The sequence below is a fragment of the Carnobacterium jeotgali MS3 genome, from assembly GCF_000745125.1.
GTDB classification, from domain to species: Bacteria; Bacillota; Bacilli; order Lactobacillales; family Carnobacteriaceae; genus Carnobacterium_B; species Carnobacterium_B jeotgali.
In genome coordinates this window covers 51,047-65,416 of sequence record NZ_JQNF01000005.1, presented here as the reverse complement: position 1 = coordinate 65,416, position 14,370 = coordinate 51,047, and the positions used below count along the sequence as shown (strand labels likewise).

Annotated in this window: 25 protein-coding genes; 3 read left to right on the top strand and 22 right to left on the bottom strand. The window is 34.6% G+C overall.

The annotated features are described in order from the left end of the window. Position 1: 1 nt before the first annotated feature. From BP18_RS02810 to BP18_RS02720, 22 genes are all read right to left on the bottom strand, one after another. Positions 2–1,216 (bottom strand): PBSX family phage terminase large subunit, encoded by a 1,215-nt coding sequence (locus tag BP18_RS02810; protein WP_029276282.1) that lies wholly within the window; start codon positions 1,214–1,216, stop codon positions 2–4. Beyond that, positions 1,206–2,042: a terminase small subunit gene (locus BP18_RS02805; RefSeq protein WP_051669195.1), complete on the bottom strand. Its 837-nt coding sequence runs from the start codon at positions 2,040–2,042 to the stop codon at positions 1,206–1,208. Before BP18_RS02805 ends, BP18_RS02810 begins: the two co-directional genes overlap by 11 nt. Positions 2,043–2,107: 65 nt before the next feature. After that, positions 2,108–2,662 carry a YfbU family protein gene (locus tag BP18_RS02800; protein WP_029276278.1) on the bottom strand — a complete coding sequence of 185 codons (555 nt, stop codon included), beginning with the start codon at positions 2,660–2,662 and terminating at the stop codon, positions 2,108–2,110. A gap of 41 nt (positions 2,663–2,703) precedes the next feature. Then, positions 2,704–2,997, bottom strand: a complete 294-nt coding sequence (locus BP18_RS02795; RefSeq protein ID WP_029276276.1) for a hypothetical protein — start codon at positions 2,995–2,997, stop codon at positions 2,704–2,706. A gap of 165 nt (positions 2,998–3,162) precedes the next feature. Further along, the gene (locus BP18_RS02790) at positions 3,163–3,567 is read right to left on the bottom strand and encodes a hypothetical protein (protein WP_029276274.1); all 405 of its coding nucleotides are present in this window, start codon (positions 3,565–3,567) and stop codon (positions 3,163–3,165) included. Then, positions 3,568–4,530, bottom strand: coding sequence for a DNA cytosine methyltransferase (locus BP18_RS02785; RefSeq protein WP_029276272.1), 963 nt, complete (start codon positions 4,528–4,530; stop codon positions 3,568–3,570). A gap of 9 nt (positions 4,531–4,539) precedes the next feature. After that, complete coding sequence (locus BP18_RS02780) at positions 4,540–5,010, bottom strand: class I SAM-dependent methyltransferase (protein ID WP_029276270.1); 471 nt, start codon at positions 5,008–5,010, stop codon at positions 4,540–4,542. Beyond that, positions 5,007–5,240 (bottom strand): hypothetical protein, encoded by a 234-nt coding sequence (locus BP18_RS02775; RefSeq protein ID WP_029276268.1) that lies wholly within the window; start codon positions 5,238–5,240, stop codon positions 5,007–5,009. Before BP18_RS02775 ends, BP18_RS02780 begins: the two co-directional genes overlap by 4 nt. After that, on the bottom strand, positions 5,237–5,482 hold the full coding sequence (locus BP18_RS02770; protein WP_029276266.1) for a hypothetical protein: 246 nt from the start codon (positions 5,480–5,482) through the stop codon (positions 5,237–5,239). The genes BP18_RS02775 and BP18_RS02770 overlap by 4 nt, the downstream gene beginning before the upstream one ends. Before the next feature lie 18 nt (positions 5,483–5,500). Continuing rightward, positions 5,501–5,974, bottom strand: coding sequence for a single-stranded DNA-binding protein (locus BP18_RS02765; RefSeq protein WP_029276264.1), 474 nt, complete (start codon positions 5,972–5,974; stop codon positions 5,501–5,503). A gap of 1 nt (position 5,975) precedes the next feature. Continuing rightward, complete coding sequence (locus tag BP18_RS12535; RefSeq protein ID WP_155860383.1) at positions 5,976–6,152, bottom strand: hypothetical protein; 177 nt, start codon at positions 6,150–6,152, stop codon at positions 5,976–5,978. A gap of 3 nt (positions 6,153–6,155) precedes the next feature. Beyond that, positions 6,156–6,332 (bottom strand): hypothetical protein, encoded by a 177-nt coding sequence (locus BP18_RS12530; protein WP_155860382.1) that lies wholly within the window; start codon positions 6,330–6,332, stop codon positions 6,156–6,158. Between the two features lie 10 nt (positions 6,333–6,342). Beyond that, a complete protein-coding gene (locus BP18_RS02760) occupies positions 6,343–7,251 on the bottom strand; it encodes a DnaA ATPase domain-containing protein (RefSeq protein ID WP_051669194.1) in 909 nt (302 codons plus the stop codon). Beyond that, positions 7,229–8,005 (bottom strand): phage replisome organizer N-terminal domain-containing protein, encoded by a 777-nt coding sequence (locus BP18_RS12290; protein ID WP_051669193.1) that lies wholly within the window; start codon positions 8,003–8,005, stop codon positions 7,229–7,231. The genes BP18_RS02760 and BP18_RS12290 overlap by 23 nt, the downstream gene beginning before the upstream one ends. Before the next feature lie 3 nt (positions 8,006–8,008). After that, the gene (locus BP18_RS02750; RefSeq protein WP_029276258.1) at positions 8,009–8,671 is read right to left on the bottom strand and encodes a putative HNHc nuclease; all 663 of its coding nucleotides are present in this window, start codon (positions 8,669–8,671) and stop codon (positions 8,009–8,011) included. A gap of 11 nt (positions 8,672–8,682) precedes the next feature. Beyond that, on the bottom strand, positions 8,683–9,642 hold the full coding sequence (locus BP18_RS02745) for a DUF1351 domain-containing protein (protein WP_029276256.1): 960 nt from the start codon (positions 9,640–9,642) through the stop codon (positions 8,683–8,685). Further along, the gene (locus tag BP18_RS12285) at positions 9,642–10,418 is read right to left on the bottom strand and encodes an ERF family protein (protein ID WP_051669192.1); all 777 of its coding nucleotides are present in this window, start codon (positions 10,416–10,418) and stop codon (positions 9,642–9,644) included. The genes BP18_RS02745 and BP18_RS12285 overlap by 1 nt, the downstream gene beginning before the upstream one ends. A gap of 58 nt (positions 10,419–10,476) precedes the next feature. Further along, positions 10,477–10,683, bottom strand: coding sequence for a hypothetical protein (locus BP18_RS02735; protein WP_029276252.1), 207 nt, complete (start codon positions 10,681–10,683; stop codon positions 10,477–10,479). Positions 10,684–10,687: 4 nt separating this feature from the next. After that, positions 10,688–10,861 (bottom strand): hypothetical protein, encoded by a 174-nt coding sequence (locus BP18_RS12525; protein ID WP_155860381.1) that lies wholly within the window; start codon positions 10,859–10,861, stop codon positions 10,688–10,690. Between the two features lie 11 nt (positions 10,862–10,872). Then, positions 10,873–11,478 carry a hypothetical protein gene (locus BP18_RS02730; protein WP_029276250.1) on the bottom strand — a complete coding sequence of 202 codons (606 nt, stop codon included), beginning with the start codon at positions 11,476–11,478 and terminating at the stop codon, positions 10,873–10,875. A gap of 153 nt (positions 11,479–11,631) precedes the next feature. Next, positions 11,632–12,336 carry an ORF6C domain-containing protein gene (locus tag BP18_RS02725; protein WP_051669191.1) on the bottom strand — a complete coding sequence of 235 codons (705 nt, stop codon included), beginning with the start codon at positions 12,334–12,336 and terminating at the stop codon, positions 11,632–11,634. Beyond that, positions 12,333–12,542 carry a helix-turn-helix domain-containing protein gene (locus BP18_RS02720; RefSeq protein WP_231549425.1) on the bottom strand — a complete coding sequence of 70 codons (210 nt, stop codon included), beginning with the start codon at positions 12,540–12,542 and terminating at the stop codon, positions 12,333–12,335. The genes BP18_RS02725 and BP18_RS02720 overlap by 4 nt, the downstream gene beginning before the upstream one ends. A 243-nt stretch (positions 12,543–12,785) precedes the next feature. Here BP18_RS02720 and BP18_RS02715 point away from each other — a divergent pair, with 243 nt between their 5' ends. The 3 genes from BP18_RS02715 to BP18_RS12280 all read left to right on the top strand — a co-directional run bounded on the left by BP18_RS02715 (position 12,786) and on the right by BP18_RS12280 (position 14,267). Further along, entirely contained in the window at positions 12,786–13,127 is a 342-nt protein-coding gene (locus BP18_RS02715) for a helix-turn-helix domain-containing protein (protein WP_029276244.1), read from the top strand. Between the two features lie 11 nt (positions 13,128–13,138). Further along, complete coding sequence (locus BP18_RS02710; RefSeq protein ID WP_029276242.1) at positions 13,139–13,483, top strand: ImmA/IrrE family metallo-endopeptidase; 345 nt, start codon at positions 13,139–13,141, stop codon at positions 13,481–13,483. Positions 13,484–13,580: 97 nt separating this feature from the next. After that, positions 13,581–14,267, top strand: coding sequence for a hypothetical protein (locus BP18_RS12280; RefSeq protein WP_051669190.1), 687 nt, complete (start codon positions 13,581–13,583; stop codon positions 14,265–14,267). Positions 14,268–14,370 lie beyond the last annotated feature (103 nt).

Here is a 14,370-nt window from a genome sequence, read left to right as displayed (position 1 = left end):
CTTAGTACAGCCAACCGCCACTATCCATTGCGTTGCTATAGATTGCATATCTAACGGAATCTTGCACGTCATCGTTTTGTTTAACGGGTTCTCCTGTTTTAGGGTTCCAAACATATTGGTAAACTTCATCTAAGAACCGTTCTACCTTTTGCCTAACAACGAAAAATTTGTTTTGCTTGTAACCTTTAGCTACCATCTCAATACCGCTTATTACGGCTTTATTTGCGTTATAAGCATAGAACCCTTCATCAACAAATCGAACAACGTGTTCTGGTCTTGCTGAATCGCAATAGAAAGGAATCTTGCCGCCAAACTCTCTAACTACTTCTTTTGCTATGCTAACCCAATAATCAATATCTTTATGTTGGGCCGCATATTCACGAATCAAATACTTGATACCATCATCTGTTTCACCAATTACTACTATGGAGCCCCAGTGTTCATAACCCCAGTCGACACCAGCATAGTATTTAGTGATTGTCTTCCAGGGCACCTTATCTTCATCAATGACATGTATCTTTTCGTCAAAGTCTGAATAGATGGCCCCTTCACCAATAGTCCATAAACCAAAAATACCCCTTTCCGTAAACATACCGGATGGAGTAGTTTCAATAATATTGTTGATGTAACGTTCACTTAAAAACGTATTGTCTTTTATAGTAAAGTGAAAGCTTAAAATGTTTTTAGAAGGATTATCAATATAATTTTTCTTTAGCCAGTGCTCTGGATGGTCTGGGTTGGTATCAGCAATTATTCTTGCTCCTGCTCCGGAACAACGTTTGATTATTTCATCGAATACTTCTTTGTTAGCAAGTGAAGCCTCATTGATGTATGCGCCATAAGCTGTCATACCACGAATGCTTTTTAAACCAGCAATTGTACCTGTAAATGTTTGTATGACTTTTACGCCAAATAACTTAAAGTTATTATGTTTATCAAACTTAAATTCAATGTCGTATTTGTTCGTTATTTCTTGCAGCACGTTCGTTTGAATCGTTCCGGATGAAACACCACCTAAGATGTACATCGGCTCGTCTACGCCTTCTTTTGAAGCTAATTCTTTAACGCGGATCAATTCATTTAGAAATAAGTCGTTATCTAATTGTGTTTTTCCGGCACGAACGGCTCCATGATTAATAAGCATGAACCAATCTTCTTGACGGGTACGTTTGAATATTTGCGTTTGTTTCTTTGTATACAAACTATTAAGAGCCATCTATTTCAGCTCCCAACTTAGTGAAGTAGTCTTTCAACTTATCTTCTGTAGAGGTATCAACTTTTATATCTTTCTGCAACTTATCAATTTGTACTTGCATCAATTTCAATTTAAGTGTGCTTTCGCCACCTATTAATTTATTCAATTCAATTAATGCTCGTTGCTTGTCATATAACTTAACAGATACTCCGTCTTTACCCTTCTTAACTTCTTGGACTAATGTTCCGTCTATCTCTTTAGAGTTCTTAAAATGTAACTCGTTTCGATATATCGGCATCATCTCGCCATGATCATCAAGTTGTGGCATTCCTTCGTCATCTGAAACGTAATCAACAAACACCTTCTTGAATTCAACGTAATCGGTTATATCAGAAAAAGCCTGCTTCATCCATTCATTTATAATATCAGCATCATCAATAAGCCAGTCGGTATTGCGCGCTGCTTTGATACGTTTGATTTCAGCCCTAACGCCATCTTTTGCCATCAGTCTATAGCTATTAGCATGTGCTGTTCTATATTCCACGTCATAGGCCATTTGATAACTTTTAGTAGCGTTATGGTTTTGAGTAAAGTATAAGCAAAATAACTTTTGTTGCTCATTTAATTCTTTACTGTCATCTAATGCATCAATCGCTTTTTTCGTTGCAACATTCTTATGTTGCGTTGCGCGTTTTGTTGCAACCTTTTTTGATGCGTTGCGTTTCTCCCACTTCTCACGATTCTTTCTACTTCTTAAAGTGGCTGGCTTAATGTCATGCTTCTCAGCAAGTGCCTTCATCGTTATATCTGTTTCTTCAAACTCTATTCGTATTGCTTCCCAATTCATGACATGTCCACCACCACCTCTATTTAGTTTTATGTAAAAAAAAGACCTCAATTGAGGTCTTTATGTTATTCGTATGGATTCACAATATCTTGGATCTCTTCACCAGTAAATTTAAAGTCTGGTCTTTTCATTCTTACATCATTGTGAACCTTGAATTTTTGAAGCATCAATTTATATCCATCTTCGCCTGGTCCTGCACCATGGCTGTTGATTTCTCGAATCCTACCTTTTTTAAGTAAATCGTTAGTTTCATGAAATCTACCTAAATCTTCAATTAAGAATTTAGCATAAGAAAAGAATTTATGTTCGCGAGAATCATTCAAATCAAACCCTGAAAACATTACTTTATACTCTTCTATACTGTTTTTAATATCCTCGTTACTGTTCCACCCATAGTACAAGTCATCGTACATATTAATTACTTCATAAACAAATTTGCAATCATCTTTAGACAATACATCTTCAGATGGCCCATATTCAAAATACTCATATTCAAACCCGCTATGATAAACCTCTTGCATTGTTTGATGATATTTTTTATCATCCTTGTCATCTGATAGTTTTTCCAATATTTTATGTTGATTTATTAATACTTGTCTTTCATGTATTGATAATGTCATTATTTCACTTCCTTTGTTATCACGTTAAGAGGTCTCTCAAATTAGAATAACTGTTCTAATTCTTCTACAAATGATTCTATCAATTGTCTTGCATTTGGATCGTTAACTTCAGTGCTGTTCATATCACCACTTTTTCCATCTAAAAACTGGGATATCTCAAGAGCTTTAGAGGGTTCTTTATACTGTAAAATATAAAGAATTGCCATACCTACATTAAAAACTTCTACAGGATCATTAAGGAAGTCTGCGTCTAACTTAAAGAACTCGCTTCTTCCGTGTGCTCCAACTAAGTTTCTGTATTTCAACTCCACCATCATACCTAAATCGTGATTCATCTATTTTTCACCTCCTTTTTCAATAACATTAATTATACCAAAAACTCCCACAAATTAATGTAAGAGTTTTCTTAAAGGAGATGTTTCGTTCAGTATTCCACATTACCATTTTATCATTTAACTAGTTTCAATGTGTTGCAATACGTTGCAAAGTGTTGCGAATTTTTACTTTTCCATTGATTTATCTAACTCTTGTCTAAATGCTTTAAGTATTTCTTTACTCCAACGCCATAAGTTGCTACGACTCGTTTTTAATTCTTCTGCAATTTCAATTTCTTTTGCTCCGTATTCCCTATAGAAATAATAGACTTCCATAACTCTTCTTTTATCTAATGTCATGCTGGCATAGGTTTTCTCAATTGACAAACATATTTTATTTGCTAATGCTTCATCATCCACTAAATGGATCACTACTGATTCGGTAGGATTAGATACGAATCCGCTACTTCCTCCACCAGTGTTTGTATCTTGTAACTTAAAAGGAGTCATCACTCCTTCTTCAGACGTTTCAATTTTTAAGTATTTAAAGTTGAATAAAAATGTTTCTAGTTCTTTGTCTGTATATTTCAATTACCGTTCCCCCTTGATGTTCAAATGATATTCAATGATAGATTTAAATATAGCTTCTAGTACATCTACCACTATGCTATTTCCTGATTGATGATAAAGAGTTCCGTTAAGTTTGTTTTTTTGGCTAGGATGTTCCTTTAATGCTCTTTCAAAATCTGTATCATCAAATCCCATCAACCGCCAACATTCTCTTTCTGTTAAATATCTAAATTCGTCATCATTAACTCTTATCACTCCGCTGTTCGGGCATCTCATTTGCTTAGTAGTAATAGTTAATGAGTGGCTTTTTATTTCTGTGAGCATTCTTCCGCCATAAGTGCCTGGTACTGATTTACCCGGCAATTTACTGATCATACTAGGTTGTGTGATTGTGTATTTGTCATCAACATCTTTTTCTAAAAAATCTTTAACATCACGCATTGTTTTCTTTTCCAATAATTCAAAATTAAACCACTCACCATCTAATAGCGATACTGTAAACAGTCTTTCTCTCGATTGCGGTATGCCAAAATCCCTAGCATCTAATACTTTGAAAGAGTTTGTATAGCCAAGACTTTCCATATCAGTTAGATAGTGGTTAAAAGCCTCTCTCATTTTCTTAGATAAAGTATTTTTCACATTTTCCCAGATGACAACTCTGGGCTTTAAAGTTCCTAAGTTATCTATAATTTTAATTGTTTCAAACATCAAACTTGATCGAGTTCCATCTTCTACGTTACCGCCATATTGTTTACCGGCTATGCTGAAGTCTTGGCATGGAGAACCATGAACAAGAATATCGGGTTTCAAATCCCATCCGACTACAGACTCGGGTTTATAACGATTATCGAACATAGCGTTATAGGTTCTAACTGCTTTTTCGTTCCATTCAACGTAGTCAATGGATTTATGCTTCACTCCTAAATTAGTGAGAGCTTTTCTGGGAGCACCAATCCCTCCAAATAGTTCAAGTATTTTTATCATGATTGTTAACTAACCCTCCGATTCATTTTTCATAAATACTAACCAATGTGTTTTACTTCTTTTATTTCCAAACAAAGGCTTAAATTCAGTAGTGGCCAGAATATCTTTCAAACTGATTTGGTCCTCATTCCATTTAAATATCAATGTGCCATTTGATTTTAAAACTCTCATACATTCTTTAAATCCTTTACCAATATCTTCTTGCCAAGTTTCTGGATTTAATTTTCCGTACTTCTTAATAAGCCACGATTTGGGACCAGCTCTTAATAAATGTGGTGGATCGAATACAACTAAGTGGAACGAATCATCTTCAAAAGGCATATTTCTGAAATCAGCTACTACATCTGGATTAACATTTATTACATGCCCACTTTCTAATTGCTCGAAATGACTACGATTATCCATAAACAAAACATTTTGGTTGTTATTATCAAACCAGAACATTTTGCTACCGCAGCATGCATCTAGTATAGTTTTCATTCATCCCCACTCCATCCATTATCTCTATTAATCTGATGCAACTGCCACTTGTATCCCCATGCTTGATTTTGGCTATCTACAAGCTCATTTTTCACATCATCCACCTCTGATTCAAGACGGTGGTTAACAACTGTTAGACGTGTGTTTTCAATCAGCATATAAGCGAATGATAGGACTAAGGCTACAAATAATAAGTAGCCTAGTATCATCGATACGGTTTCTTTCTTCATCCTTCTGCCTCCACTCTTAATTCAAATCGATAATTTGATTTGTAAGTCAGATCCAAAACATCTTGCTGCAACTCATCAAATAGTTCATGAAATCTTGCAGCATTCTCTAAGCTGTAATCACGATCCAACTCACGTTTGATTTGTTCTAATTCCATCAACTTATCATCAACAGTTTGTTGCTGATTAAACCAATCGCTTAACAGAACTCCTCTTCTAGGCAGCGGTCCTCTTTCTATCAACATAAGCAATCACTCCTTTTTTTAGAATGGAAGGTCATCATCTTGGATATTAATTGGTTGCCCACCATACCTTTGTTGTTGGTATCCGCCTTGACTTTGATTATTATTCTGTTGATTTTGGTAACCTTGATTTTGATTTTGATTGTTATTATGTTGGTACTGCCCACCATTGCTATTTCCAGAACCTTTAGTTTCAATAAACGTTAATTGGTTTACGATACAGTCATTCGTATATACTCGTTCGCCTTTTGTATTATCATAGCTACCTGTTTGCCACGATCCGCTTACTCCTAATCGTTCACCTTTTTTGATGTTAGCAATCAATTCCGCAGTTTTTTTGAATGCTTTAATACGGATGAAATCAGCTTCTACACCATCTTGACTTTTGAATGCTCTGTTAACTGCAATGGTTGCTGTAGTAATAGCCATACCAGCTTGCGAATAAGACATCTCAGGATCCTTTGTTAACCGACCGATTAAATTTACACTGTTCATGTTATTCTCCCCTTTTATCAATAAATGATTTTAATTTAACCGCTGTTTCTGACTTGCTCCAATTGCTTTTTTTCTTATCAGTTGCACAATAAGGACATTTGTAGATAGATGTAATGCCGAACCCTAATGATTCATGCATCACTCCATCAATACATTCTGGATGGTTGCATTTGCTCATTGTCTAATCCTCCAGTACTTTAAATCTTGTTAGACTTATGATTTTATCTAGTTCTTCTTGTTCAAATTCATACGCGTTTTCTACTTCACTCGTCAACTTGACTAGTACGCTAACTGATGTGCCAGCGTTGTATTCAATCGCGATATTCTCAACGTGTTTGCCGTTTGACATCAATTTCATTTGTATCCTCCTAGAACCCGTAATCAATATCCGTCCGTTTATCCCTTGTATTTTCAAATATGATGACATGGCCTTTGCTACCTCTGAACATTCGACTCATTAATCGCTTATCATACATTTTAGTAAGCTGCGTACTAGATAAATTAGTCGTAAATATCGTTGGTTTGTTCATGCGACCATTCACGATTGCATTCAATGTGCGTACTGTATAATCCGTTGCTCCATTTTCAGTGCTAGCTGCTCCCGTTTCTGCTCCCAGGTCATCTAATACCAACAAGTCAGCTTTAATCAATCTTTCAACCATTGCTTGTTCTGTATAAGGAGATTGCTTATTGCTAAAGCTATCTTTAATACGGCGCATCAATTCGTCTGTTGATACGAATAAGCATCTTTTAAATGAATCGCTGTGTTCATTTACTGCTTGCAGCATAGCCATCGATAAATGACTTTTACCTGTTCCAACCGATCCGTAGAATACAGTGTTATAACTTGCTCCTTTTAGGTATTCACCAGCTATATGCCTAGCAAGCTTCTTATTCTCAATCGTTTCTTTTTCATCCTCAATGTAAGAAGCAAATGTTGCATACTTTATTGATTCATCACTAAAGATGGATTGTTTTCTTAACCAGTCGTAAGTGGTCCGCTTGTGGTATTTAGCTGCCGCATCTTGTGCTAATTTTTCGTTATCCGCTTCTATCTGTTCTTTTGCACATTGCTTACAAAAGGGCTTTAAACCTTTAAACGTGACCAATTGACATCCATGCTTTTCGCAAATCAAGCCTGTTTCTACCAATTCATCTAACAAAGGAAATTCAAGCGGTTTGACATCCATCATTTCTTTTCTCGCATGTTCATCCCGTTTCTTCTGTTCAACATCTTTTAGTAAGTCAGCAGTTCTAGAATCCAAGTTCTTCTTCATAAGGGTTTATCTCCTTCTTAGGAGTATCGTATTCATCGTTCCACCGTTCTTTTTGGAACCATCTACCGCCATCCATTGGTTTTAACCAAGATTTATTTGCTTCAAGATGATTGACGTAAGTTTCTACACCTTTTTTAATGGCATCAATAGACGTTCCTTTTTTAACTGATTTCTTAAATGCTGCTAATGCCTCTTTGCGCATTGTTTTTTTAGGATAAAGTTTCCAAATTTCAGAAAAGAGAGTGTCCATCGAATCTTGTTTCGATGTATTATCTTTCTCTATATCTATCTCTAACTCTATCTCTTTCTCTAACTCTATCTCTGGTGTACTAACGTCCGACGTTTGTCCGGACATTTGTCCACTTATTAATAACGATTCTGTTTTAATTCGTTCCCTGTACTCTTTTTTTCTTTCAGCTTCTGTACTTGAACGGCCTATAAACTGCTGAATATCAGAAATAAATATCGTTCCATTGTCAAATGTTTCAATCAATCCTAATTCCCTAAACATTTTGATCGCTTTTTCAACGTCACCAACACTATGCCTGGTTACACTTGCTAACATATCTGAGTTGTATGGAATGCGTTCATTTAACATTACTTTCCCATCATGCTTCAAACTTTTTAAATACATTTTCAATAGAATGTTTGAATATTTATACCCATCAGGCATACTTTCAAGAACAATCATTTCTTCTGTTTCAAAGAAGTTTTCTTTCAGTTTTATATAGTAATACTTCTTATTATCAGCCAACGATTACACTCCTATCTTGAATTCTTTTATTTGTTCTGGCGTTAATTTAATAGGCACTAATATATGTTTTTTCATAAATGTTTCAATGCCAATCGTATGCTGCTCATTATGATGTTTACGACACAATGCCATAAACCGATGTTGTGAGTGATCAATCTTCTTTCTGTTCCTTCCAGCTCCTACCGCTTCGTAGTGGGCCACATCTGCATGATGCTCACCACATACAAAGCAAGCACGATGTTTAAGATAAAGAAATAGAATCCTTGTAATATCACTACCCAAATGGAATTTTTCGTATTTAAACGGTATCGATTCTTTAAAATAAAAATCTAAAATATATTCGATAAACTCACCTGCAAAAACTTGGCTGATGCCATAGTGTTCCATGCTAAAAGATTCAATATTTTTGTGACCAGCAAACATCGTTTTAAATAATTCTTTCGCGAAATCAGGTGGCCACCCTGTGTGATTTGAAAAGTCAGTGAATAATCCGTGGATCATACCGTTCTGAGCCTTTGTCATTGCACGTTCATCAATTGGATAAATAACTGCTCTTGGAACTCCTTTAGTAGTTAAACGTTGTGCTTCAGCGACGTCAAACTCACGATCTAATTTGAAAGTTATCTCATCACCTTGTACTCTTAGCAGTTTTCCTTCATATTCCATTTCATCACGCCTTAATATGGCAAATCATCAATTGCGTAAGGGATAGTGTTTGTTTCATCCGCTACAAATTCAACTTCAATGCCACTATTTATTAGGAACTCATTCAAGTCATTTAATTGATTTTGTGTACCCTTCACTCGAATAACGTTGATTAATACTTGTTCGTTTTGCATGTTGTTTAATGGTTCATCAAACGGTGTTTCTGACACTTCTGCTTGTTCCATAAGAGATAGCTCATTTTGCTGTTTTGTAAGAAAGGCTTCATGCTCAATTCGTTTCTGATCCTGTTCAGCAGCTAGCTTATTTTTACGTTCTTTCTCTAAATTGATTAGATCAATAACTTCTACCGCGTTACGATGTTCTAATTGGCTAACCCATCCAGCTGCTTCAATTTCTTGCGCTTTACAGAATTCAATAAGAATTTTAATTTGCGCTTCTTTGTATTCTTTTTCTTTTACTGCATCTTGGATTGTTTTATCAATTTCTTCATTTAATTTTTTGGTTGGATTTAATTTACTGGTCCACATTCCAGCATTAGTCCATGTGCTCATTGCTGTTATTTCGATGTCTAAGCCTTCGTATTTTTCTTCGAGGACTTTATCCAATGCTTCGCTTCTTTCAGCACGTTCAGCATTTTCTATCTCTTTTAGACCGTCTCTAATTTGATTTAAAGGAACATCAATTAAATCATTTAATTCTTTGATTTTAGCTTCGTACTCATTCAGCGGTTCGTTATATGCTTTCTTAATGGTTTTACGTTCTGATTCAAATTTTTCACGGATCTCTAACAACTTGCTGCGTACTTCTTCAGCACCTTTTTTATCATCACGCGTGAAAGCTAAATTAGTGTATTTATCTGCAAAACTTTGTACGATTTCTTTCATTTCTCCATAACGATTTACTTCTAAAGTAGCCGGTTCGTACATCGTTCCTAAACTACTTTCTCTGATAGTTTCCAATTCATTACTCATTATTTATTCCCCCAATTCACTGGCTGTGTTGTTCTTCCCTGCATCATGCTGCCTTGTTCATAGTTTTGTTGCGGTTGTTGCTGGCTTTCAACACTCATAAGGTATGCTTTCATATGTCCCAATGTTCTTGCACGGTCTACTTCTTTAATGTCGTTAGCGCCCTCTTTTTGAGCTATTTCAACGTAAAGTTGTTGAACGTTTATACCTAAATCTTTTAATTGTTTTACATAAGTCAAAATTGCATCATTGATATTTGGTTCTGGTTTATAAGATGTTTGCTGCGGTTCTTGAGGTGCAGAACGGTCATCAAAATTCTGTTGTTGTGGATTTGGCTGACTATTATTCTGATTATTCATATTTTGTTGATTATCGTGATGTTCATTTGTATCTGCATCCTTTGTGTCATCAATCAAATACAAACCGTTAAGAGCGTATTTACGTGCATAAGATGATGCAGTGCCCGTTATTTGGCTTTCATCCATACCTTTTTTATTTAGAGGTTCTCTAGCATAAGAATCTACTTCGACATATTCGCCACTCTTAGCATCCTCTAAAATCGCTTTTGCTTGGATATAATGCCAATCTCCCACTAAAACAGGTTCATCAGATAATCTTAAGAACAACCCATATTCTTTATTTAAAGGTTTAACTGCTTCCAATATGTCTTCTTGAGAACGATAATTGTATTTACCGAACTTATTAAATTGACCTTTAGGTGCTTTTAGTTTTGCTTGTATTTCAAGTAATTTTTCGTTAAAACTTATTTCTTCAGTCATTATGCGTTCCTCCTATTTTGTGCTATACTTTTGTAAATGATATTTTCTAACCGATCAACTAGGATGGCTGTCCTTGTTGGTCTTTTTTTATTCTGATTGGTTCTGGTAATACTTGAGCAACTTGCGATTGTCTGCTCTCATAGCGTTCAAGTTTATTCACTTTAAAAGATGGATATTTTTCAATTAACATTTGATGAACTAATTCCGGATTATCAGCAGTAAAGTAAATCATTTTGCTGTTTTCTCCAACTGCGCTCCACGTCATCCGATTACCCCATTTCTATTCCGCCTGCTATTCCAGCAATCAATATGATTACGAATGCAGCAAGTATTGAAGCTTCTTTTGTAAAACCATCTTCATCGAATACTCGAAATGTTTTATTTTTAAAACTTTGAACGACTGTAGATGAAATGATTAACTTTTTAATTGTCGTTATACTCATGCTATCCCTCCTCAAGATGTTCTGACTGGCGTAACTAAATATTCAAATTCATCATCTAGATTTAATTTGAATGGTCTAACAGGGTTATTGAATTGAATCAAAGCTAGTCCGTTGTTCATGTCTTTCTTACTTGCTTTAGCATCTTTAATGAATTGCAAACCATTTATCAAGTACTGTGGTTGACAAGAAAGTTCAATTTCTCCTTCACAATCATGTAGCGGAACTTCGATTTTAAACCCACCTAATGTTTTTGATTTAATTTCTAAAATATTTTCTTTAATAGTTAAATCAACACAATTTGTATAAAGCGTACTAATAAGGAAGGGTTTCAATGCTTTCGTCAGCAAATCAATATCAACATTTATTTCTGCTTTGATATCAGTCATTTCAAAATTTCTTCCTACGTCTGGATAAGTGAGATCATTTATTTCCATAGTCAGTAAATTGAAATTAAAGCTACCTTCATTGTTATGGAAATCTGAAATTTTAATTGCTACATGGCTGTCAGTGGCATAAATAGCACCGTTTTCATTGTAGTTAACACATTGGAGTACTGGCCTTGAATCCATATTGCTAATTACTTTTTTGAAATGACCCATTAATTTATTTTTCTTCATTATTATTGACCTCCATTTTCATTTGCTATTTAGTATGTTAAAAATATTTCTACGGATTTGTTCAGGAACTTTAACTTTTGACAGGTCCTTGATGATATTCCCTTTCATATCTACATTTATAATTCTGCAATCATCTTTTGACTTACTCATAACCTAAACCTCCGTTTTGATTGGAGTGTTTAAACGTTTGATATTCATAGCTAACTCTAAAGATGGTTTCCACATTCCTGCTATTTCCATAGCTTCCTCAAATTTTAGCTTTGGAATTTCTTCGTAGCTTGAGACTTCAAAATAGTTTTTAATTTCTCTCCAATGTTCTGAAATAGCTACTCTGTATAGTTCTGAATAAGCAGCGGATTTTTTACCTCCTACAGCAGCCATTGAATTTGCTCTAACTAGCTTAGATAGTTTAGATTTTTGAAGTCTACTTAAATCCACTTCATTTTTTAGACTTTCTACATCATCAGAAACATCCGCCAATCTGCGTTTGATTTCTTTTTGATTTTCTAAAGTAGCAATCATGATATCTTCTTGACTCATTGGTGTTTGGTAACTGCCAGTTTCTCTAATAGAAGGAATCACTTCATGTGTTATCCACCGTTTAAAAGATTTTGCTTCTGGTTTACGGCTTGATAAGACTAAACTGTATAAACCAAACTCATTCACAATATTAGCTTCTCCTTGACGACCTAGATTCAATCTAGACCGTTCATCGTCATCTAATCTTTTGATTGCATCACTCGGATTTTTAATATCCAAAATATTACATACATCGATTGCAACAAACCAAGGATCATTATTGATAATTTGAGTTCTAACATTTTGACTATCAAAATTAAAAATTTGCAAGTTGCTCATTTTGCATTCTCCTTTTTTTCTGATTCTAGTAAGCTTTCAACGGTAACTCCAAAGTATTTAGCTACTTTCATTAAATTCGTACTCGATGGAACAGCTTCATTCCATCTGGCTACTGCTCCATTAGAAATACCTGTATCTCGCTCAATCCGGTAAATAGAAACACCTCTTTCATCTGCCATTTTTTTGACATTGTCATAAATCCCCACAATACAACCTCCTTTCTATCTAAGATTTCCGTCTATTTACTATTGACAAACATTAGATTGTAATCTATTATTTAGGTATAGCAAATAGCCCTTATCGTTTACGGGACTTGTCCTATAAACGATAGGCGAAAATCTATTAATTTAAGAGCGCTCCCTCAAGCACATCCTTATCTTAATAGATTCAAATCTATTTGTCAACAATTAAATTAGATTTATATCTATTATTTTAAGGAGAATTGTATAATGAATTCTAAAGAAATTATAAAAAATTTAGTTAGTCAAAGTAATAAGGTATCTACCATTGCAGAACTAGAAAGAAAACTAGATATATCTAATGGAACAATTAGTAAATGGGATAAAGCTAAACCAACTACTGATCCATTAACAAAAATAGCTAAATTCTTCGACGTTTCAACAGATTATTTATTAGGGCTTACCGATAAACCAAGACCGGAAAAAACAATTTCATCTACTGATTTAGATGAAATATTAGATGGCATGATGAGTTTTGATGGTAAACCTATGACTAAAAATGATAGAGAAGCAATTCGTGCATACCTTGAAGGAAGATTCAGTAATAAGTGAGGGATAAGTATATGGACAGCGTTCTTGATTTACTTAAAAGAAATGAAGTTGAAATGATATTAATAAGTCTTGATAACAACGGGTATTATGATCCCTCTTTGAAAATCATTTTTATTAATCAAAGTTTGAATGAAGAAAAACAAAAAGAAGTTATCCTTCATGAATTGGGCCATGCATTAAACCATAAAGATTTATCAGCTTTATATAATAAACCAACATTTAGATTTAAGATGGAAAATGAAGCTACATCTTTTATGATGAAGAGTTTAATAGATGAATCAGAAGGTCATTTTAATTATTCGGATGTAATAGAAAACTATAATTTAGGTATTGGATGGGAATGCAGATTAAAATAAATCTAGTGTTATTAAGTATTTCGGATATAATTTAATTATCAATAAAGGCTAATAATTTTTTATTGATTAAAATTACTTAAACATTGGAGGAATCAAATTGGCTATTTTCAAATTTGGCACGATTGGTAAGAAAACAGTAGAATTAGATGGAGATATTCTTTCTTTAAAAGGAGCAATTGGTAAAAAAATCGAAATAAATATTAACGAAATTCAAACAGCATACATAACTCCTGCTTCTTTATCTAAAAACGGTACAGTTTACTTTAGTAAAGACGGTAAAAATTCGCCAAATGCCGCTATTGATAAACACGGATTTATGTATACAAAAGGACAACTAAAAGATGTTGAATCGTTGATAGAAGAGTCTGGAATTGAAGCAATCTTTACAGATAAGCCAGAAAGCTTCAAGAAAACTCGTGTGGCCGTTAAACTAGTTAGTGGCAAAGAACAGCTAGGATCTAAAAAAGATAACATTACGCTAGTAGAATTAGAACCTGGTATCGTTTCTGCAAACGTTCGTCAATATAAATTCACTGGATTCGATTGGGGCGAACAAAAATATCGTTCTGGCGGAAAAGCTGTGGCCGGTGCGGTAATCGGTGGTGTGTTAACTGGTGGAATCGGCGTATTAGCTGGTGCAGCAATTGGTGGTAAAAGACGTGATGCATCAAAAGCAACAATCCATCTAGTTGATAGAGGAACAAATAAGCCCGTTCAATTAATTATTGAATGCGATGAAAAAAAAGCTCGTGAATTAGGAAAATTAACAATGTATTTTGAATAAAAAAAGAACATACCCTCCCTCGCCAAAGTTGGGGTATGCTCGCCTGATATAGACAAATATCCACGCTGTCGTGTGGTGCTATTTGCTGTATCCTATTCTAACA